Below are 18,737 nucleotides of genomic sequence, written 5' to 3'. Positions count from 1 at the left end.
ATGACGCTCCTGAACCGGTCGGCCTCTGTGCTGGCACGCGTGGTCGCCTTCGCCCGGGAGCGTGGCGCCTGGTCCGTCCTGTCCTCCTGCGTGCGCTGGGTCTGGCAGTGGTTGCTCGGGCTGCCGGGCGCGGGCCGGAGGTCGGCCTCGAGCTTCGGGTGGGACGGCCGTCAGGTCGCCTACTTCCACCACCGCTACAACAACACCTGGATGAACGAGCGAGGCGTCGAGATCGCCCTGGCGCTGGAGGTGCTCGAGCAGTACGCCGACCGCGACGTCCTCGAGATCGGCTACGTGACGGCGCACTACGTGCCGACGAAGCACCTGGTCGTCGACAAGTACGAGCAGGCTCCCGGGGTGGTCAACGCCGACGTCGCCGACCTGGTCCTCGACGAGAGGTTCGACCTGATCCTCGCGGTGTCCACCCTCGAGCACGTCGGGCTGGACGAGGAGGTCCTCGACTCGGCCAAGGCCGGCCGCGCGATCGCCGGTCTCAAGCGGCTGCTGAAGCCCGGCGGCAAGCTGTGGGTGACCCTGCCGATCGGCTACAACCTCGACCTCGACCGCCAGTTCGAGACCGGCGAGCTCGGCTTCGACCTGCGCGGCGCGCTCCTGCGCGAGGACAACCGCAACGTCTGGCGCGAGGTCCCGGTCGAGCAGATCTGGTGGACGCCGTACGACCGGCTGACCTACACCGCCCACGGCCTGGTGGTCGCCGAGTACGTCGCGCCTGCTTAGGCGCCCAGGCGCGCCACGAAGATCGCGGTCCCGGGGGTGTACTTCCCCCGGACCCCCGACCAGCCGCCCCACACCCGGTCGTGGCCCTCGGGCCACTCCGGCTCGCGCAGGTCGGTGATCACGAACCCGTGGCCGGCGAGCAGGGTCACCCAGTCGCCCAGGGTGCGGTGGTGCTCGACGTACGCCACGACGCCGGTCTCGTCGTCGACCTCGACGTACGGCGTCCGGTCCCAGTAGGACTGGCTCGCGACCAGGCCCTCCTCGCCCGGGTCGTCGGGGAACATCCACCGGGTGGGGTGGGTGATGGAGAAGGCGTAGCGGCCGCCGGGGCGCAGCACCCGGGCGGTCTCGGCGATCGCGGTGCCGATCTCGCTGACGAACTGCAGCGCCCCGAAGGAGGAGAAGACGACGTCGAAGGAGTCGTCCGCGAAGGGCAGCGCGGTCGCCGTGCCGAGCACCGACGGCACGTGGATGCCGCTCTCGGCGTCGATGCGGCGCGAGTGCTGGAGCTGGCGGTGGGAGAGGTCGAGGCCGTAGGCCCGGCCGCCGTTGCTGCGCACCCAGCGCGAGCACTGGCCGGCGCCCGATCCGACCTCGAGGACGTCGCGGTCGGTCACGTCACCGAGGCACCGGGCCTCGGCCTCGGTCAGGCCCTCGGGGCCCCACACGAAGCCCGCGTCACCGAGGAACTCGCCGTGGGTGGCCTGGTACTCGTCGGCGTACCGGTCCCAGTCCGGGCCGTTGGCCCGTCGGGACTCCGCCTCCGAGACCGGACGTCGTTCCACCCGGACGGGGGGATGGTTCTCCACGCAGGGGAGCGTAGCCCTCGCCGGTTGGACGTACGTCGCGCCCCGCGCGTAGTCTTGAGGGTGCGCCGGAGGTCTGCCCGGGTCCCATACGGAGCGGACGCTCGCTCACTCATCCTCATCGCCAGCCGAACGGGCCCTGGTCGGGGTGGTGAAACAGGACCTTCGACGTGCCCGCACGATCCCATCCATCCAAGGACACACCTTCCTTATGACGAGTACCATCTCGATTCTTCCGGACTACGACGCGCCCCAGGTGGCGATCAACGACATCGGGTCCGAAGAAGACTTCCTCGCCGCTATCGACGCGACCATCAAGTACTTCAACGACGGCGACATCGTCGAAGGCACCATCGTCAAGGTCGACCGCGACGAGGTCCTCCTCGACATCGGCTACAAGACCGAGGGCGTCATCCCCTCGCGCGAGCTGTCGATCAAGCACGACGTCGACCCCAACGAGGTCGTCTCCGTCGGCGACAAGGTCGAAGCCCTCGTCCTCCAGAAGGAGGACAAGGAAGGCCGCCTGATCCTGTCCAAGAAGCGCGCACAGTACGAGCGCGCCTGGGGCACCATCGAGCAGGTCAAGGAAGAGGACGGCGTCGTCGAAGGCACCGTCATCGAGGTCGTCAAGGGTGGTCTCATCCTCGACATCGGCCTGCGCGGCTTCCTGCCCGCCTCCCTCGTCGAGATGCGTCGCGTGCGCGACCTGCAGCCCTACGTCGGTCAGACGCTCGAGGCCAAGATCATCGAGCTCGACAAGAACCGCAACAACGTCGTGCTGTCGCGTCGTGCGTGGCTCGAGCAGACCCAGTCCGAGGTGCGCCACGGCTTCCTGACCCAGCTCCAGAAGGGTCAGATCCGCAAGGGTGTCGTCTCCTCGATCGTCAACTTCGGTGCGTTCGTGGACCTCGGCGGCGTCGACGGTCTCGTCCACGTCTCGGAGCTGTCCTGGAAGCACATCGACCACCCGTCCGAGGTCGTCGCCGTGGGCGACGAGGTCACCGTCGAGGTCCTCGACGTCGACATGGACCGCGAGCGTGTCTCCCTGTCGCTGAAGGCGACGCAGGAGGACCCGTGGCAGCACTTCGCCCGGACCCACCAGATCGGCCAGATCGTGCCCGGCAAGGTCACCAAGCTGGTCCCGTTCGGTGCGTTCGTCCGCGTCGAGGAGGGCATCGAGGGCCTGGTGCACATCTCCGAGCTCGCCGAGCGTCACGTCGAGATCCCGGAGCAGGTCGTCCAGGTCAACGACGACGTCATGGTCAAGATCATCGACATCGACCTCGAGCGCCGCCGGATCTCGCTGTCGCTCAAGCAGGCCAACGAGACCGCCGCCGCGGGTGACGTCGAGGACTTCGACCCCACCCTTTACGGCATGACGGCCACGTACGACGAGCAGGGCAACTACGTCTACCCCGAGGGCTTCGACCCCGAGACGGGCGAGTGGCTCGAGGGCTTCGACGACCAGCGCGCGGTCTGGGAGGACCAGTACGCCAAGGCGCACGCCCGCTGGGAGCAGCACGTCAAGCAGCAGGCCGAGGCGAAGGTTGCCGAGGCCGAGGCCGGCGAGGCCACGTCGTACTCCTCCTCCGCGGAGGAGGACGAGGACGTCGACGCCGGTGGTTCGCTGGCTTCCGACGAGGCGCTCCAGGCGCTGCGCGAGAAGCTGACGGGCGGCGCGAGCTGATCAGCTCCGCACAGCTCTGAAACACACGAGGGCCCGGTCACCGTCAGGTGGCCGGGCCCTCGTGCGTTGGGGGAGAAGCGGTTCAGCGCGCCAGAGGAGCCACGAAGCGGGCGTCCTCGAAGTGCGAGACCGGCGGGCGCTGGGGCCCCCGGCCGTCACGGAAGATCAGGGCGACGCTCGCCACGCTGAGCGCCACCACGACTAGCAGCAGGATCATCAGGAAGGTCATGGCAGTAATACTGCGCCAATCGAGATCCTGCCACGAGTGGCAGGAAAGCCATAGTGCGTTGATTTTCTGCCACAACCGGTGTTTGCTGTCCTCGTGAAGAAGGTGGCCGTCATCGTGCAGGAGGGCGCCGAGCCGTTCGGGCTCGGCTCGCTGGTCGAGGTGTGGGGGGAGCCCTACCACCCCGACGACGACAACCCCGTCTTCGACTTCCAGGTCTGTACGCCGCGCCCAGGTCGGCTGCGCGGGCGCTCCGACTACGACATCGTCGTGGAGCGTGGGCTCGAGGCCACCGAGGACGCCGACCTGGTGTGCCTGGCGCCGAAGTTCGACTTCCTCGCCCACGACCCGGCCGTCCTCGACGCCCTCCGCGCCGCCGACGCCCGCAACGCGACGATCTACGCCCACTGCTCCGGCGTCTTCGAGATCGGCGCGGCCGGCCTGCTTCACGGGCGGGAGTGCACGACGCACTGGCGCTACACCGACCTGCTGGCGCGGACCTACCCGGAGGCCAAGGTGAGCCCCGACGTCCTCTACTGCCACGACGGCAACATCCTCACCGGCGCCGGATCCGCTGCCGGGATCGACGCGTCCCTGCACCTGATGCGCGACCACTTCGGGGCCAAGGTCGCCGCGACCACGGCGCGGCGGATCGTCGTACCCCCGCACCGTGAGGGCGGGCAGGCGCAGTTCATCGCGAACGCCGTGCCCGACTGTGATGCCGAGACCCTGGGCCCGCTGCTGCAGTGGATCGTCGAGAACATCGGCGAGGACCTCAGCGTCGACACCCTGGCCCGGCGCAACCACATGTCGGCGCGCACGTTCGCCCGGCGGTTCCGCGCCGAGACCGGTACGACGCCGCACTCCTGGGTCACCCGGCAGCGGGTGCAGGCGGCCGAGGAGCTGCTCGAGCGCACCGACCACTCCGTCGACTGGATCGCCGACGAGGTCGGGTTCGGCAACGCCGCGACGCTGCGCCACCACTTCGCCCGGGTGCGGGGCCTCAGCCCCCAGCAGTACCGCCGCCGGTTCGCGGGCTAGCCCCTCGCCGGGCGCAGCCCGAGGTCGGCCACCAGCTGGCCGGTGACCTGCTTGAAGTGCGCGTCGTAGTCGAGGATGCCGCGGTGCATGTGGCCGAAGAGCTCCAGGCTCACGTGGCCGAAGACGGTGGACCAGGCCATCAGCCAGCGGACCGTGCGCTGGTCGGAGACCGGGGTCTCCAGCGCGGGGCGGATGCCGCCGAGCGCGCGGTGCTCGGCGGTGCCCACGGGCAGGGCCGGGGCGTGCTCGTCGCCGGCGACCTCGGACTCCTGCGCCAGCCGCAGGAACGCGCCGCTGATCCGGCCGGCCGAGTTCACGGTCGTGTCAGGCGCGACGTAGCCGGGCACGGGGGAGCCGTAGAGCAGGGCGTACTGGTGCGGGTGGGCGAGCGCCCAGCCGCGGATCGCGTGGGCCACGGCGAGGAAGCGCTTGTCGAGGGCCGTGCGGCGCCGTACGCCGGCCTCGGCCTCCTCGACCGCGTCGGCGAGCTCCTCGTACGCCTCGACGATCAGGGCGGTGAGCAGCTCGTCGCGGCTGGGGAAGTAGCGGTAGACCGCGGAGGAGACCAGGCCGACCTCCCGCGCGATCTGCCGGACCGACAGGGCGGCCGGGCCGACCTCGGCGAGCTGGGCGCGGGCACGGTCGAGGATCGCACGGGTCTGCTCGGCGCGGTTCTCGGCGCGGGACAAGGGAGGCATGAGCACATGGTGCCACAAAACGAGAGCGGTGCTCTTGCTTTTGGTGGCCGGTCGTGCCAGTCTGGTGAAACAGAGAGCGGTGCTCTCACATTCGAGCTTCAGGAGGAACCATGTCCGATCTCCACGTCATCGTCGGCGCCGGCCCCGTCGGCCGCGCCACCGCCCTCGAGCTGGCTGCGGCCGGCCATCAGGTGCTCCTCGTCAGCCGGTCCGGCAGCGGCCCCGACCTTGACGGCGTACGCCGCGAGGCGGCGGACGCCGCTGACGCCGGCCGGCTGACCGAGCTGGCCGCGGGGGCGGTGGCGATCTACAACTGCGTCAACCCCGCCGACTACACGGTGTGGTCGACCTTCTGGCCGCCGGTGGCCGAGGCGTTCCTGGTCGCCGCGGAGCGCACTGGCGCCGTCCTCGTGACGGCCTCCTGCCTCTACGGCTACGGACCCGTCGACGCTCCCATGGTCGAGGACCTGCCCGACGCGGCGACCACCAAGAAGGCGCGGATCCGGGCGGGCATGTGGGCCGAGGCGCAGGCACGCCACGAGGCCGGTCGGATCCGGGCGGTCGAGGTGCGCGGGTCCGACTACATGGGTCCGGGCGTCGCTGTCGAGGCCGGGCACATCGCCCGGGTGGCGCCGGCGGCGCTGGCCGGCAAGACCGTGCGGGTCATGGGCCGGCCCGACGTGCTGCACTCATTCACGGACGTGCGCGACATGGCACGCGCCCTGGTGGCCGTGGCCGCGGCACCGCAGGCCTGGGGTCGGGTCTGGCACGCACCGACCAACGCACCGGTCACCCAGGCGCAGGCCCTGGCCGACGTGTGCGCGGCGGCCGGCCGGGAGCCGGTGTCGGTCAAGGCCATGCCGAGGGCGGTCCTCGGCATCGGCGGGATGCTGGTGCCGGCCCTGCGCGAGATGCGGGAGACCGCCTACCAGTTCGAGCGGCCCTACGTCCTGGACTCCACGGCGATCGAGCGCGAGCTCGGCCTGACGCCGACCCCGTGGGACGAGGTGTGCCGGGCCACGGCCGTCAACGCCGACCCGAGCCTCGCCCCGGCCCTGGCTCAGGCGGCGACGGTCGAGAGCCCGGTGCGCACCAGGTCGGCGTAGCGCCCGCCACGCAGCAGCAGCTCCTCGTGGGTGCCGAGCTCGACCACGTGGCCGGCCGAGAGCACCGCGATCTGGTCGGCGTTGCGGACGGTGGAGAGCCGGTGGGCGATGGTGATCGTCGTCCGGCCCTCGGCCATCTCGTCGAGCGCCGCCTGGACCTCACGCTCGGTCTCGTTGTCCAGGGCGCTGGTCGCCTCGTCGAGCACCAGGATCCGCGGGTTGCGCAGCAGGGTGCGGGCGATGGCCAGCCGCTGCTTCTCACCACCGGAGAACCGGTGGCCCCGGGAGCCGACCATGGTGTCGTAGCCCTGGGGGAGTGCCGTGATGACGTCGTGGATGCGGGCGGCCCGGGCGGCGGCCTCGATCTCGGCGTCGGTGGCGTCAGGCTTCGCATGGAGCAGGTTGTCCTTGACCGTGGCGTGCAGCAGGTAGGTCTCCTGGGTGACGACGCCGACGGTGGCGGCGAGGTCGTCGAGCGTCAGGTCGCGCACGTCGACGCCGTCGATGCGCACCGCACCGGTGCTCGGGTCGTGCAGCCGCGCGACGAGGGACGCGAGCGTGGTCTTGCCGCTGCCGGTCTCGCCCACCAGGGCGAGCGAGCCGCCGGCCGGCACGGCGAGGTCGATGTCGTGGAGCACGGTCGCGTCGCCGTACCCGAAGTCGACGTGGTCGAAGCGGACCTCGCCGCGGACCTGGCCGAGCCGCACCGGGTGGGCCGGGTCGTCGATCTCGACCGGGAGGTCCTGGTACTCGAAGATCCGGCTGAAGAGGGCCAGCGACGCGGTGACGTCGGCCTGGACGCCGAGCAGGCCCATCAGCGGACGGAAGAGCGCGCTCTGCAGGGCGACGAAGGCGACCAGGGTGCCGATGGTCATCCCGCCTGACGTCGCCGGCAGGCCGGCGGCCAGGTAGAGGACGGCGGGGACGGCGGCGAAGACGATGTTCATGGTCGCCATCCGCCAGCGGCCAGCGAGCTGCGAGCGGACCTCGAGGTCCACGAGCTCGGCCGAGGTCCGCTCGAAGCGGCGGGCCAGCGTGGGCGCGGCGCCGAGGGTCTTGGTGAGCTGGATGCCGCTGATCGACAGGCCCTCCTCGACCTGCACGTGCAGGTCGGCGAGCTTGGCCTGGCGGGCCGCCGTCACGGCGTAGCGCATCTTGGCGACCTGGCGGGTCAGGATGATGGCCGGGGGGAGCACGACGAGGGTCACCAGCGCGAGCTGCCAGCTGAGCAGCAGCATCGCGACCACGGTGCCGACCACGGTGGTCAGGTTGGCGGCGATCGACGTGGCGGTCGACGTGACGACTGACTGCATGCTGCCGATGTCGTTGACCACGCGCGACTGGATCTCGCCGCCACGGGTGCGGGTGAAGAAGCCGACGGACTGGCGCTGCAGGTGGCCGAAGAGGTCGGAGCGCAGTCGGTGCATGACGCGCTGGCCGACGGTGGTGGACTGCCAGGTCTGGACGACGCCGATCGTGGACGACGCGACGGCGATGCCGACCATGAGCAGCACGCAGGTCAGGAGCAGGGGGACGTCCTGCTGGGGGATCGCGTCGTCGATGACGCGCTTGATCAGGAAGGGCTGGGCCAGGCCGATCAGCGAGCTGGCGACGATCAGCACGACGACGAGCGCCAGGCGCGCACGGTGCGGCGCGAAGAGGCGACCGATCCGGCGCAGGGACACGGGGGCGTCGGCGAGCTGGGCCCTGTCGGCCGCTCGGGTCTCGGGGTTGCTGCTGGCTCCGGGGCGGCCTCCGCGGCCGCGGCTCATGGGCTCCGCCATGCGCTCACCTCTCTCAGGATGGGGATGAGGTCATATGCTGAGGTTACCTCATGATGAGGGAACGTCGGCATTGGCTAGGATGTTCCCGTGAACCAGGACCAGACCCCCGGTGACTCGACCAGCGACCTGCTGATGCAGGCCGCCCGGTCGATGCGGCGCTCCTTCGGCGAGGTGATGGCCGAGTACGACGTGACCCCCAGCCAGGCGCGCGCCCTCCGGGTCGTCGCCGAGCTGGAGCCGGTGCGGCTCTCGGTGCTGGCCGAGCGTCTGCGGATCGCCGCCCGCTCGGCGACCGAGGTGGTCGACGCGCTCGAGGAGCGGTCGCTCGTGGCGCGCCAGCCCGACCCGGCGGACCGGCGCGCGACCAGCGTCGTCCAGACGGAGGCCGGCACCCGGCTGCGTGAGCTGCTGGACGAGGCCCGTCGTACGGCGACCGAGCGGCGGCTGTCGGTGCTCAGCGACTCCGACCGGGCCGAGCTCGACCGGATCCTGCGCCTCGTCGTCGCTCAGGAGTAGCGGTGGCTCTTGGCCGCGTGGCCGGCCTCGCGGGTGCAGGTGCGCCCGTTCATGGAGCGGTGGCCGCACAGGCCGTCCGTCTCCGCCTCGGCCGCCGACTCCACGGGCACAGACTTCGCCGGCTTGGCCGGCTTGGCCGCAGGCTTGCTCGCCGAGGAGGTCTCGGGCTTGGGCCGGGCCTGGGGCTGACCGGCGCGCGCGGCCGCCGATCGTGCGTACTTGGCCTCGCGCATCGCGCGCAGCTCGTCGGTCTTGCTCATCGTTCGATCACCTGATCAACCTATGTCACGGCACCGACATCCATCGACACGCGACGGTGTTCACTAGGGGCAGTCGGACTGACTCGGCATGTCCGGGCTGACGTTGTCGCAGACCGTGGTGTCGAACGTGCCCTGCGTCGCCCCACCCATGAGGAAGACGATGGCCACCACGCCGCCGGCGCAGCCCGACCAGAGGGAGCCGATCAGCCCGGTGACGAAGCCGGCCGTGGCCAGGCCGCGGCCCCCGAGCCGGCCCTGCGACCTGTCGATCTCACGGGTGGCCCGTCGCGCGGTGATGATCGCCGGGATGCCCGTGAAGAGGCCGCAGAGGAGCAGCGACAGGATGCCGAGGACGAGCGACGTAGTGGCTCCGCTCGCGGTGGGTGGTACGCCGCCGGGGCTGATCGGCCGTCCGAGCGGCAGCGTGTGCTGGGTCCAGACGGAGCCGTCCCAGTAGCGCTGCTGCATCGGGCTCTGAGGGTCCGTGAACCAGCCCGGGGTCGGTGGATTCGTCACGAGTTCGCGTCTCCTGCTCGAGTGGGTGCTGCACGAGGGTGCCGGCGGCAGTAGACCCCGTCCCCGCCGGACGGCGCCGGGGAACTGCGAAAGGCTGGCCGAACGGACGACGCAGCGTGCTCAGCCGCCCGCGTGCACGCCGTACGGCACCGGTGCGGGAACCGACCCGGTGCCCCAGGTGCTCGTATAGGTAGAGGGCCACCGAGCGAAGGATCATCGTGAAGCCAGACGAGGACGACTACCGGGCGTTCGTGGACGCGCGCTACGCCCGTCTGGTCCGGGCGGCCGTCCTCTTCGGCTGCGGTGAGCACGACGCCGAGGACGCGGTCCAGGAGGCGCTCGTGCGCTGCTACGGCGCGTGGGGCCGGGTCTCCGCGGCGGACGACCGCGACGCCTACGTCTACCGGGTGCTGGTCAACGGCATCTCGCGCAGCCGACGCCGCCGGTGGCGCGGAGAGATCCCGTACCAGGACCTTCCCGAGCCACCGCCCACGGACGATCCGGCCACCGAGGTCTCGCTGAGCCAGAGCATCCGGGCCTCGCTCGGGCGGCTGGGCCACGACCAGCGCCAGGTGCTGGTGCTCCGCTACTTCGCCGACCTCACCGAGACCCAGATCGCCTCCGTCCTCGGGATTGCTCCCGGGACGGTCAAGAGCAGAGCCGCGCGCGCCATCGCCGCGCTGTCGGAGGACACGTCGCTCAGTGACCTCATCACCCGCACGCACGAGGAGAAGTGATGATCGACGAACGTGAGGTTGCCCAGCTGCTGCGTGCAGCGACCGACGACATCGGCGTACCAGCGGCGCCGGCACGCGAGCTGGCCGCCGCCGGCGGCCGGCGGCGCCGTCGCCGCTGGGTCGCGACGAGCCTGGCGACGGCAACGGCCGTGGCCGCCGTCGCGGTGGCCGTGCCGGTGGTCCTGACCTCCGAGCGGCCGGACCGCACCGACCCGCCGGTGGGCTCGCCCACGACCGCGCCGGGAGCCTCGTGCGTCGATCCGGTGCCCACCCGCGTGCTGCCGAGCTGGGCCCGCACCGGCTTCTCCGACCCGCGCCCACGGATGCCGTACGTGCTCGGCGACGACGGCCACATCGCCGCGATCCTCTTCGCCGCACCGCTGACGTCGCCGCCGTCTCCCGGCCAGGGCAACAAGATCCTGTGGGTCTCCCGCGTCGACCAGGCCTCGTCGCTGCGCATCAGCGCGACGCTGGGGGACGGTACGGCGAGCGCCACCCGGGTGGTCCAGGGCGGTCCCGGCCCCTCGATCATCGACCTGCCGGAGCCGGGCTGCTGGCACCTGACGCTGCGGTGGGGCGACAGCTCCGACACGCTCGACCTCGCCTACGTGGCTCCCTGACCGGGCACGCCCACCGGTATCCACAGCGACGTCCCCGGACTCCTCCCACCATGGAGACCGGGATCCAGGGGCGACGCCCATGACGCTCGTCGACAGCGACGCCGCCGTGGCCGCAGCCCTGCAGGCGCTCGGCGTACGTCGGGGCGCCGTCGTGTACGTCGACCGGGCCGTTCGCGAGGCCGGAGTGGTCGCGCTCGGCGCTGAGTCGCACCGGGTCACCGGTCCGTCGCTGCTCGTCTTCCGCGACGAGATGCCCGGGGCGAACTGGATGCACCCGTGCACCTACGCCCTGGTCGACCTCGACTCGGGCGAGCTGCTGCGCACCGTCCCCAGTGATCGTCCGCCGGCCTTCGGCCGGCTGCCGGACACCTGGGTGGTGGCTGCCGACCCCGACGGGATCGCCGACCTCGCACCGCACCAACCCACCTAGGAGCAGATCATGGCCACGTACCTGAGGAAGCCCAACAAGCGGGTCTTCGAGCGCGCCCGCGCCGAGGCGTTCGCCGCGATCACGCCCGAGCGGGCCGCCGCGCACCACCTCGGAGTGGTGCCGCGCGCCCTGCCCCGCGGTCACGTGCTCCGGCTGGTCGACCGGGAGATCGTGGTGCCGCACGACTCGATCGTCGTGTTCGAGGACCAGATGCCGGGCGCCAACTTCGGCCACCCGTGCCGCTACCTCTTCCACTCGCCCGAGGACGGCTCCCTGATCGGCACGGCGCACGCCGAGTTCCCGCCCGAGGTCTCCGACCGGGTGCTGCGTCCCGACTACTTCCACGAGCCGCTCCGGCAGTCCGACACCCTGCCGTCGGTGTACGGCCGGATCGACTGGGGATCGCTGCACCACTTCCCGTGGCTCGTGGACGACAACCGCTTCGCGCTGCTGTGGACCAGCCAGATCAGCAACCGCCGCCACGTCGAGGACACCGAGTTCGCCTACCGGATCCTGCGCCACAGGTTCGGCTTCAAGGCGTCGAACATCTACGTGCTCTGCTACGACGGGACGATCGGCTCGACGGACTACTCCGGCGCCGACATGGCGACCTGGGTCGGCGACGGCACGGCGTACGAGATGCAGGTCCACGCCGCGGCCACCCAGGCCAACCTCGAGTCGACGCTCGCCGAGATCAACGCCCGCATGGACGACGACAGCCTGCTCTTCGTGCACACCAACAACCACGGCTCCACGAGCGGTCTGTGCATCGACAACTCGGGCGTCGTCACGCCGTCGGAGTGGTCGACGATGCTGGACGGGATGGATGCCTTCGGCACCCTCGTGGTGACGATGGAGCAGTGCTACTCGGGCGCCTTCCTGCAGCCCACGCTCGACCACAGCCGCGCCGCGCGCACCTCCTTCGCGAGCGCCGTACCCGCCGACAAGGTGAGCGCCGGGGCCGCCCACTTCGACCAGTGGGCTCAGACCTGGTTCGAGGCCGTCCACGGCTCGACGGCGTACGGCGCGAGCCTCGCCCACCAGCCGGACGCCAACGGCAACGGGCGCGTCAGCGCCCGCGAGGCGTTCAACTACTCCGACGCGTACTTCTACCCGAACTCCTACGACGACCCGCAGTACGGCGACTCGCCGACCGGGTGTGGGGCCTCGATCTACCTGACCAAGGCACCCACCCTCGCCGACATCATCAAGGAGCTGCTCGAGCGCTACCGGGCGATCGAGAAGGTCGTGGTCAGGCACCCGATCCCGGACCCGCCGCCCGAGTGGGCCTCGAAGCTGCTCGTGTCACTCGACGCTGCCGAGGCACTGGACCAGCGGCTGGCCAAGGTCGTCGGGCGCGAGGCGGCAGCGAGGTAGGCCGGCGTCCGTCGGACCCGCGCAGCTGCCCGCTGCGCAGGTTGCTTCACGTGGCCGGTGTGCCTCGCTCGAGCCGAGCGGTCAGACGACGTCCTCGGTCAAGGTCGTGGCGGGCAGCCAGTCGGCCCCGAGGAGCTCGGCGAGGGCGGTGAGGCCGGTGGTGTCGGATCCGACCGTGTCGGATGCGGCGGCGATGCGCTCCACCATGACCCTGCCGACCTGCTCCTCGACGGTGCCCTCGGCGTACGCGATGTGCCACGGCGAGACCTGGTGGTCGCGGTGGGTGCGGCCGGTCACCTGCCGGCCGGCGATGCCGGAGAAGCGGGCCTGGTGGAAGACGCCGACCCGAGGTTCGGAGCTCGCGCGGCGGCCGTCGGTGAGGGTCTCGCCGGCGTGCAGGCTGATCGAGGCGACCGTGGTGAAGACGCAGACCTTCGCCTGCCCGGTCTGGAACCGGAGCCGCTCAGCCTCGGGGTCGAACCGGTCGCGGCCGTAGATCGTGGCCACGTCGATGCCGGAGTCACGCAGCCGATCGGCGATGGGGTCGGCGGCGGTCGCGACGAACTCGACCGAGCACGCCACCTGCCGCTCCGCCTGGACCTGCTGGGCAATCCAGTCGACCGTCGAGTCGACGCGGATGAGACCGGCCTTCTGCCGGAAGCGCAGCAGCGCGGCTCGGCCCTTCGCGATGTTGCGGCCGCGTCGGGCGAGGTCCATCTCACGGCAGAACTCGCCCCACTCCGCTTCGTACGCCGTGCGCTCGGCCGGCGTGAGTGCCACGGGCATGCCGGAGATCGGCACCGGGCCCCACGGGGCAGCGCGGTGCAGCATGGCCGGCGGCCTCTCCTCGTCGAGCCAGCCGCGGACCAGCTTGAGGTCCGCGGCCCGCCGAGCCGGATCGGCGGTCCACGTCGCGCCGTAGCGTCCCTGCTCCACCCCGACGCCGTGGCGCTCGAGGGCCGTGGCGAACGCGCCCCCGGGCTGCGTCGCAGAGGTCCACTCCTGCATCGGCTCGCCGAGCACCTGGGCATAGGCCGGGGCGAGGTAGGGCAGCTCCAGCGGTGTGTGGCCGGGGGTCGCGGTCGTCGCGATGACGAACGGCGCCTTGTCGTGCGGCCGTCCGTGACCCGAGATTCGCACCCAGTGCTTCCAGCGCTTCGTCGTCGTACGTCGCAGGGCGTGGGCCTCGTCGGCGATGATCACGTCCCACGTGTGGTCCTTGACCTTCTCCAGCCGGTCCCAGGTGATCACGACCCATTCGAGACCGCCGTCGCCCAGCGCCGCGATGGTGCGGCACCAGTGGCCGATCGTGATCGCGGCGGGCCGGTCTGCGATGACGAGCACTCGCCGCGCCTCGCGCAGGTCGCCCACCGCCGTCGCTCCGAGCACCGCGGCGATCGTCTTGCCGACGCCGGGCTCGTCGGCCAGCAGGAACTGCCGTCCGCCCGCCGCGGCGCGTGCCGCTATCGCATCAGCCGCTTCGAACTGGATCCTGCGGGGCTCGAGCTCGTCGGTCGGCTCGGGGTTGGGCGTCGGATGTCCGGGGTTGAGGGTGCTCTCGATGAACCGCCCTAGTGTGTACGGCCCCGGCGCGTAGGGCACGAGGTGCTCGGGCAGCGCGCGCCCGACGTACAGGTGGGTCCTGACGGCCGGATGCCAGGTGGCGCCGTCGACCTGCGTCGCGTACGGGACGTCGAGCACCCACAGCCGCTCGCCCGGCCCGGCGACGGGCAAGGGCCGCGGCGGCTGACGGGTCCCGCTGCGGCGCGGGGTCTGGCGGCGTCCACGCGCACCGGATCGACGAGGACTGGCCACCCCAGGACGCTACCGGGGCTTCGACCTGGAGCACGGCCGGCTCGCCCGCGTCCGTGGCAGCGCTGCCGGATCGGGCAATCTGGACCCATGATCCGATTCATGGGCGAGGACTCAGTGGACGTCCCTCTGTGGGATGAGCATGGACTCATGTTCAGCAATCGTGAGCAGTTCGAGCAGGGGCTCGGTCTACTTCTAAGCCCTGACCTGATCTCGGACATCGTGGCGTGGGCTCGTGCGTGGCCGATCGAATCGGGGGAACCTGCCCACGACGCACAGGCCGCGCGTCTTGTGCGTCGAATCAGGCGGGAACTGGGATCCAACCCTGGACTCGTCTACTGCCCGTAGGGCGCGAGCAGAGCTCAAATTGGTGGACATGGCTGGACTGAGAAGGATCCGGATCCTTCGGCACGACGAAGCGGAACGCGGCAGATGCGTACGTCTCCGAGCTCACGCCACGGACGTTGGGCGCAGTCCTGAACGGCTGCGCTCACCGTCCGCTGTCTGCGAAGTAGCGCGCGTTTCGACGGAGCCTGAACTTGGTCGATTCCCACGCGATGATCGCCGCCACGATGCCCGCGAAGAAGACCCAACTGACCTCGCGGACGAGGCTGACACCGCTCAGGACGGCGGCTGCGGCCATGTAGAGAACAAGATCCGACGCTCGCACAGACGCATACTTTTCACTGACGCGCTCGTACTCGGCGGAGGGGTCAAGAGCCACGCCGTCAATGTAGAGACCATTCTGCGCCAGCGGGCTCAAACCTGAGGCTCCGGCTCATGGACCAACTTCTCATCGGCAGGTCCGATCGAACCAGTCAGCGGCAGAAGCGTGCGTCTTCGAGCGCACGCCGCGCGGGATGTCCGGAGGGCCGCAGCGCGCGCTATCTGGGCATGAGCGTGCGTCTCCGAACGTCGCCGATAGGGTTCGCGGGTGCACCGGACGCGTCGCCTTCTTCTCGCCCTGCTTGGGGCCCTGTCGGCGGTCTTCGCCGTCGCGGGTATGTGGTTGCTGCTGCACAACCCCAGCGTCAAAAGCGTGAGCATGGGCATGTACACGTGCACTGCGCCTTACGACACTGCACTCAACGAACCAGACAATGTGCCTGGTGGCGAGCCGCCCCCGGATGCGGACCAGGTCGAGGCTGCGTGCATCGATGCGGGTGAGACCCGCTTCAAGTGGGGGGTCGCGAGCGGCGCGGGTGCCGTGTTGCTCGCTGTCGCTGCCGGGGTGCTATTCGTTCGCGGGGACGCAGCCGCCAACTGACCGCGCCAGAGCGGCAGATGAGTGCGATTCTGGTGAGCGGATCCGGCAGGTGACTGAGACCCTTCGACCCGACCTCGATGCTCGCCTACATCGCGTGGCAGTCGACTTCATCCTTCCCACTGGCCTTCGGGTTGACGAACCAGTAGCGGTCGCAGAGGACCTCGTGGAGTCGGGGTTCACGGGCGAGGCGACGGTGAAGGTTGCAGCCTTGAGCCGCGACAGTCTGGGCAACGACTCTGAGCCGCTCGTACGGGCGATGCTCTCTGAACACCGCATCGACGTGCCGGTCACCCAAGACGAAGACTCGGAGTACCGGGTCCTGCTGCGCGCGTCCGGCTACTGGAACCTCGCAATCCACTTCTTCGAGGGGCCGTTCTACGCTCGGATTCCCGCGTGGGACGACCAAGGTCCCCTCGACCGTGCCCTCGTCACCATGCTGGATCAGCGCGATCATCTGACCACGCCCGACGACCGCGATGCCGTCGAGCGGGAGATGCGCGCTGTGGTGCGGAACCACGTCGCTGCACTTTGACTGAACCACCGGTCATCGGCTTGAGCGCACGTCTCTGTGACACCAGACGCCACGGCTCGCATGACCTCTGTCAGCGGTCGCCATTGTCGCGTGCCTCGTCCCCGTGTCGGCCGTATGCCACCCACTTCCCGCTTCCAGGTTCGGGCAGGTCAGGCTCCGGCAGAGTCTCGGTCGTGGATGGCTCCAGGCCGTAGTCGGCGTAGACCGCAAAGCCCTCGTGAGGCTTCATCGAAAGCAAGGTCTGCTTCACCCGGTCGAAGGCCGAGTCGACACTTCCGTGCGCGACGCTGAACATGCTCTCCCATTCAGCTGGCGTCATCACGATCACCACCGTTCGGCGCCCACCACCGGCTTGCGGGACCGACACTCGAATACGCCCCGGCGCCAGTTGTGACGCCGAGGACCATCCGTCGAGGTCTCGCACCAGACGCTGGTAGTACTTCGAAAGGTCCACATCGCCAGGATGACTGATGCGCCCTGTCATCGGCATGACCGCGCACCATCAGCGGTTTGAGGGTGCGTCCTTCGAGCCGAAGCTACGGCGGCAGATGCGTGCGTTTCACTGATGTCTGAATCGACGTCCCTGCGGTCGGGAATATGCAACGATCTCGGCTTCAGCAACTCGGAGAGTGGGAAGAATCCCTTGGGTCGCAAGAAGCGTAGAGAGACCCCTCTGCAGTCGTCCCGCGTAGACGCACGGCGAACGAAGTGAAAGGCCGGCGCGACCGAGCAGTTAGGGCACAAATTTCTCTGCTCGGCCTTGCTGTGGCCGCAACCCTGCTCAACGGCTCTGATCCGGAAGCGAGCGAGTCGACTGGCTCTACGAAAGCCGGCTTGGTCCTTCCCGGCGGGCCGCTCTCGGCGGGGCTCGAGGAAGCTATCAGTGTCGCGCCGCGGTCACATTGGCTCTTAGGATCCATTCCTATCTGCCCAGCGGACGCGACCCCGGTCGTCGTCGACGACGTCAGCGCGACGGACGGCGACCTCGATGTCGCAGCTTTCGCTGTCCGCGAGAACCCAGAACGAACCGGTGGAATCATGATCGGCGACGCGCAGGGCGACCTCTCGGAGAACGGTCTCACTGCAAGTCCCGGTATCGAACTCACGACGCCGTGCAACCGAACCGGTCGCTTCTACGAGCTTGTCCTAGACATTGCGGCGGGCAATAAGGATACGAAGTCGTCAGGTTTCGTCATCCAGTACACCGTGGGCAAGTCGCAGTCCAAACTATTCGTGCCCTTTGAGACGCACTCGTGTGCCGCACGTACATCTGACGTATGTCAAGGTCTACCGCCGCCACCGCAATAGCGGTCGAACGCGAAGTCGCCGATGGCGCGGGACGGGGCTCGAACATCACACGCCATCGCCGTAGGGGGCAACGGCGTCATCCTGCTCGAGTCGACCGGTCATCGGCACTTCTGAAGCGCACTGTCCGCGCGGCATGAACGTGCGTCTCGATGATCGGCCTGACCGGTTAGTTGTGATGCCCAGGCACGTTGTGCGATCGGGTACGGCGAACCCGTAGATGGGTGAAGGCCTCCCGGTGTGGAGTGGAGCTATCTAGGAACCGCTCCCACCCAGGAGGCCTTCGTGTCCCACGTTAATGCTGCTCTGACTCCCAGACACCGCCTGCGGCTGGCCAGGTTGATCGTTGAGGACGGTTGGCCACCGTCTCGTGCGGCTGAGTTCTTCAACGTCTCGTGGCGCACCGCGGACAAGTGGGCGAGCCGCTACCGTGACGAGGGCATCGCCGGGATGAACGACCGGTCCTCGGCCCGCCACACCCAGCACGCCAAGACACCGCCGCCGGTGGTGCGCAAGATCGTGCACCTGCGGTGGAAGCAACGCCTCGGACCGGTCCAGATCGGCGCGAAGCTCGGCATGCCAGCCTCGACCGTGCACGCGGTCCTGGTCCGCTGCCGGCTCAACCGGCTCACCTACATCGACCGGACCACCGGTGAACCAGCGCGACGCTACGAGCGGTCCCGGCCCGGGGAGCTGCTCCATGTCGACACCACGAAGTTCGGCAACATCCCCGATGGTGGCGGCTGGCGCTTCGTCGGGGTGAACCGGGGCAACGTGAACCGTCGCTCGACCCGGAACCGGACCGGGAAGAAGACCCACCGCTACGACGTGTCGATGGGGACCTGCTTCGTGCACACCGTCATCGACGACTACACCCGCCTGGCCTACGCCGAGTGCCACGACGACGAGAAGGCCGTCACCGCGGTCGGAGTCCTCTACCGAGCGATCGCGTGGTTCGCCGAACGAGGCGTCAACGTAGAGCGGGTCATGTCGGACAACGGCTCGGCCTACATCTCACACCTGTGGCGCGACACCTGCCAAGAGCTCGAGATCAAACACAAGAGAACTCGACCCCGTCGCCCGCAGACCAACGGGAAGATCGAGAGACTCCACCGCACCATGGCCGACGGCTGGGCCTACAAGAAGCTCTACACATCCGAGAACGCCCGCCGAGCGGCCCTGGCAGGATGGATCCACCAGTACAACCACCATCGGCCCCACTCAGCACTCGGCGGCCAACCACCCATCACCCGGTTGGACAACCTGGCCGGACATCACA

21 protein-coding genes are annotated in these 18,737 nt (G+C 69.7%); 12 read left to right on the top strand and 9 right to left on the bottom strand.

What is annotated here, in order from left to right; translation table 11 throughout:
* Entirely contained in the window at positions 1 to 738 is a 738-nt protein-coding gene (locus N542_RS0121215; protein ID WP_028645636.1) for a methyltransferase domain-containing protein, read from the top strand.
* On the opposite strand, the gene N542_RS0121210 is transcribed toward N542_RS0121215, so the two are convergent.
* Positions 735 to 1,547, bottom strand: a complete 813-nt coding sequence (locus tag N542_RS0121210; RefSeq protein WP_028645635.1) for a class I SAM-dependent methyltransferase — start codon at positions 1,545 to 1,547, stop codon at positions 735 to 737. The two genes, N542_RS0121215 and N542_RS0121210, sit on opposite strands and share 4 nt — an antisense overlap.
* Before the next feature lie 208 nt (positions 1,548 to 1,755).
* On the opposite strand from N542_RS0121210, the gene rpsA reads away from it, so the two are divergent.
* Complete coding sequence (gene rpsA, locus N542_RS0121205; RefSeq protein ID WP_028645634.1) at positions 1,756 to 3,231, top strand: 30S ribosomal protein S1; 1,476 nt, start codon at positions 1,756 to 1,758, stop codon at positions 3,229 to 3,231.
* A gap of 82 nt (positions 3,232 to 3,313) precedes the next feature.
* Here the strand turns inward: rpsA and N542_RS27695 are convergent, their stop codons facing one another.
* On the bottom strand, positions 3,314 to 3,460 hold the full coding sequence (locus N542_RS27695) for a hypothetical protein (RefSeq protein WP_155993283.1): 147 nt from the start codon (positions 3,458 to 3,460) through the stop codon (positions 3,314 to 3,316).
* A gap of 93 nt (positions 3,461 to 3,553) precedes the next feature.
* On the opposite strand from N542_RS27695, the gene N542_RS0121195 reads away from it, so the two are divergent.
* A complete protein-coding gene (locus N542_RS0121195; RefSeq protein ID WP_028645633.1) occupies positions 3,554 to 4,498 on the top strand; it encodes a GlxA family transcriptional regulator in 945 nt (314 codons plus the stop codon).
* Here the strand turns inward: N542_RS0121195 and N542_RS0121190 are convergent.
* Positions 4,495 to 5,196: a TetR/AcrR family transcriptional regulator gene (locus tag N542_RS0121190; RefSeq protein WP_028645632.1), complete on the bottom strand. Its 702-nt coding sequence runs from the start codon at positions 5,194 to 5,196 to the stop codon at positions 4,495 to 4,497. The two genes, N542_RS0121195 and N542_RS0121190, sit on opposite strands and share 4 nt — an antisense overlap.
* A gap of 110 nt (positions 5,197 to 5,306) precedes the next feature.
* Here N542_RS0121190 and N542_RS0121185 point away from each other — a divergent pair, with 110 nt between their 5' ends.
* Complete coding sequence (locus N542_RS0121185; RefSeq protein WP_028645631.1) at positions 5,307 to 6,302, top strand: NAD-dependent epimerase/dehydratase family protein; 996 nt, start codon at positions 5,307 to 5,309, stop codon at positions 6,300 to 6,302.
* On the opposite strand, the gene N542_RS0121180 is transcribed toward N542_RS0121185, so the two are convergent.
* Complete coding sequence (locus N542_RS0121180; RefSeq protein ID WP_028645630.1) at positions 6,257 to 8,086, bottom strand: ABC transporter ATP-binding protein; 1,830 nt, start codon at positions 8,084 to 8,086, stop codon at positions 6,257 to 6,259. The genes N542_RS0121185 and N542_RS0121180 overlap by 46 nt on opposite strands.
* 87 nt (positions 8,087 to 8,173) lie before the next feature.
* Between N542_RS0121180 and N542_RS0121175 the strand changes: the two genes are divergently transcribed.
* Positions 8,174 to 8,602, top strand: coding sequence for a MarR family winged helix-turn-helix transcriptional regulator (locus tag N542_RS0121175; protein WP_028645629.1), 429 nt, complete (start codon positions 8,174 to 8,176; stop codon positions 8,600 to 8,602).
* On the opposite strand, the gene N542_RS0121170 is transcribed toward N542_RS0121175, so the two are convergent.
* Positions 8,593 to 8,862, bottom strand: coding sequence for a hypothetical protein (locus N542_RS0121170; protein WP_028645628.1), 270 nt, complete (start codon positions 8,860 to 8,862; stop codon positions 8,593 to 8,595). The two genes, N542_RS0121175 and N542_RS0121170, sit on opposite strands and share 10 nt — an antisense overlap.
* A 63-nt stretch (positions 8,863 to 8,925) precedes the next feature.
* The gene (locus tag N542_RS26885) at positions 8,926 to 9,378 is read right to left on the bottom strand and encodes a DUF4190 domain-containing protein (RefSeq protein ID WP_155993281.1); all 453 of its coding nucleotides are present in this window, start codon (positions 9,376 to 9,378) and stop codon (positions 8,926 to 8,928) included.
* Between the two features lie 218 nt (positions 9,379 to 9,596).
* On the opposite strand from N542_RS26885, the gene N542_RS0121160 reads away from it, so the two are divergent.
* From N542_RS0121160 to N542_RS25980, 4 genes are all read left to right on the top strand, one after another.
* Entirely contained in the window at positions 9,597 to 10,115 is a 519-nt protein-coding gene (locus N542_RS0121160) for a SigE family RNA polymerase sigma factor (RefSeq protein ID WP_051552212.1), read from the top strand.
* Positions 10,115 to 10,735, top strand: a complete 621-nt coding sequence (locus tag N542_RS26880; RefSeq protein ID WP_051552210.1) for a hypothetical protein — start codon at positions 10,115 to 10,117, stop codon at positions 10,733 to 10,735. Before N542_RS0121160 ends, N542_RS26880 begins: the two co-directional genes overlap by 1 nt.
* Before the next feature lie 79 nt (positions 10,736 to 10,814).
* Positions 10,815 to 11,165 carry a hypothetical protein gene (locus N542_RS0121150; RefSeq protein ID WP_028645625.1) on the top strand — a complete coding sequence of 117 codons (351 nt, stop codon included), beginning with the start codon at positions 10,815 to 10,817 and terminating at the stop codon, positions 11,163 to 11,165.
* 9 nt (positions 11,166 to 11,174) lie between these two features.
* Complete coding sequence (locus N542_RS25980) at positions 11,175 to 12,542, top strand: C13 family peptidase (protein WP_036509328.1); 1,368 nt, start codon at positions 11,175 to 11,177, stop codon at positions 12,540 to 12,542.
* Positions 12,543 to 12,623: 81 nt separating this feature from the next.
* Here N542_RS25980 and N542_RS0121140 read toward each other — a convergent pair whose 3' ends face one another.
* Positions 12,624 to 14,357 (bottom strand): DEAD/DEAH box helicase family protein, encoded by a 1,734-nt coding sequence (locus N542_RS0121140; RefSeq protein ID WP_028645624.1) that lies wholly within the window; start codon positions 14,355 to 14,357, stop codon positions 12,624 to 12,626.
* Between the two features lie 487 nt (positions 14,358 to 14,844).
* Positions 14,845 to 15,078 (bottom strand): hypothetical protein, encoded by a 234-nt coding sequence (locus N542_RS0121135; RefSeq protein WP_155993279.1) that lies wholly within the window; start codon positions 15,076 to 15,078, stop codon positions 14,845 to 14,847.
* Between the two features lie 210 nt (positions 15,079 to 15,288).
* Here N542_RS0121135 and N542_RS0121130 point away from each other — a divergent pair, with 210 nt between their 5' ends.
* Positions 15,289 to 15,621 carry a hypothetical protein gene (locus N542_RS0121130; protein WP_028645622.1) on the top strand — a complete coding sequence of 111 codons (333 nt, stop codon included), beginning with the start codon at positions 15,289 to 15,291 and terminating at the stop codon, positions 15,619 to 15,621.
* Positions 15,622 to 15,715: 94 nt separating this feature from the next.
* Positions 15,716 to 16,153: a hypothetical protein gene (locus N542_RS0121125; RefSeq protein ID WP_028645621.1), complete on the top strand. Its 438-nt coding sequence runs from the start codon at positions 15,716 to 15,718 to the stop codon at positions 16,151 to 16,153.
* Positions 16,154 to 16,223: 70 nt separating this feature from the next.
* Here N542_RS0121125 and N542_RS0121120 read toward each other — a convergent pair whose 3' ends face one another.
* Positions 16,224 to 16,607 carry a hypothetical protein gene (locus N542_RS0121120; protein ID WP_155993277.1) on the bottom strand — a complete coding sequence of 128 codons (384 nt, stop codon included), beginning with the start codon at positions 16,605 to 16,607 and terminating at the stop codon, positions 16,224 to 16,226.
* A 1,136-nt stretch (positions 16,608 to 17,743) separates the two neighbouring features.
* On the opposite strand from N542_RS0121120, the gene N542_RS0121115 reads away from it, so the two are divergent.
* Positions 17,744 to 18,737, top strand: a 994-nt coding sequence (locus N542_RS0121115; protein ID WP_036507609.1) for an IS481 family transposase, incomplete at its 3' end; no start/stop codon positions are given.

The organism is Nocardioides sp. URHA0020 (assembly GCF_000620705.1).
Classification (GTDB): Bacteria; Actinomycetota; Actinomycetes; order Propionibacteriales; family Nocardioidaceae; genus Nocardioides.
The sequence above is the reverse complement of the archived record's forward strand: the minus strand, read 5'-3'. Positions and strand labels throughout refer to the sequence as shown.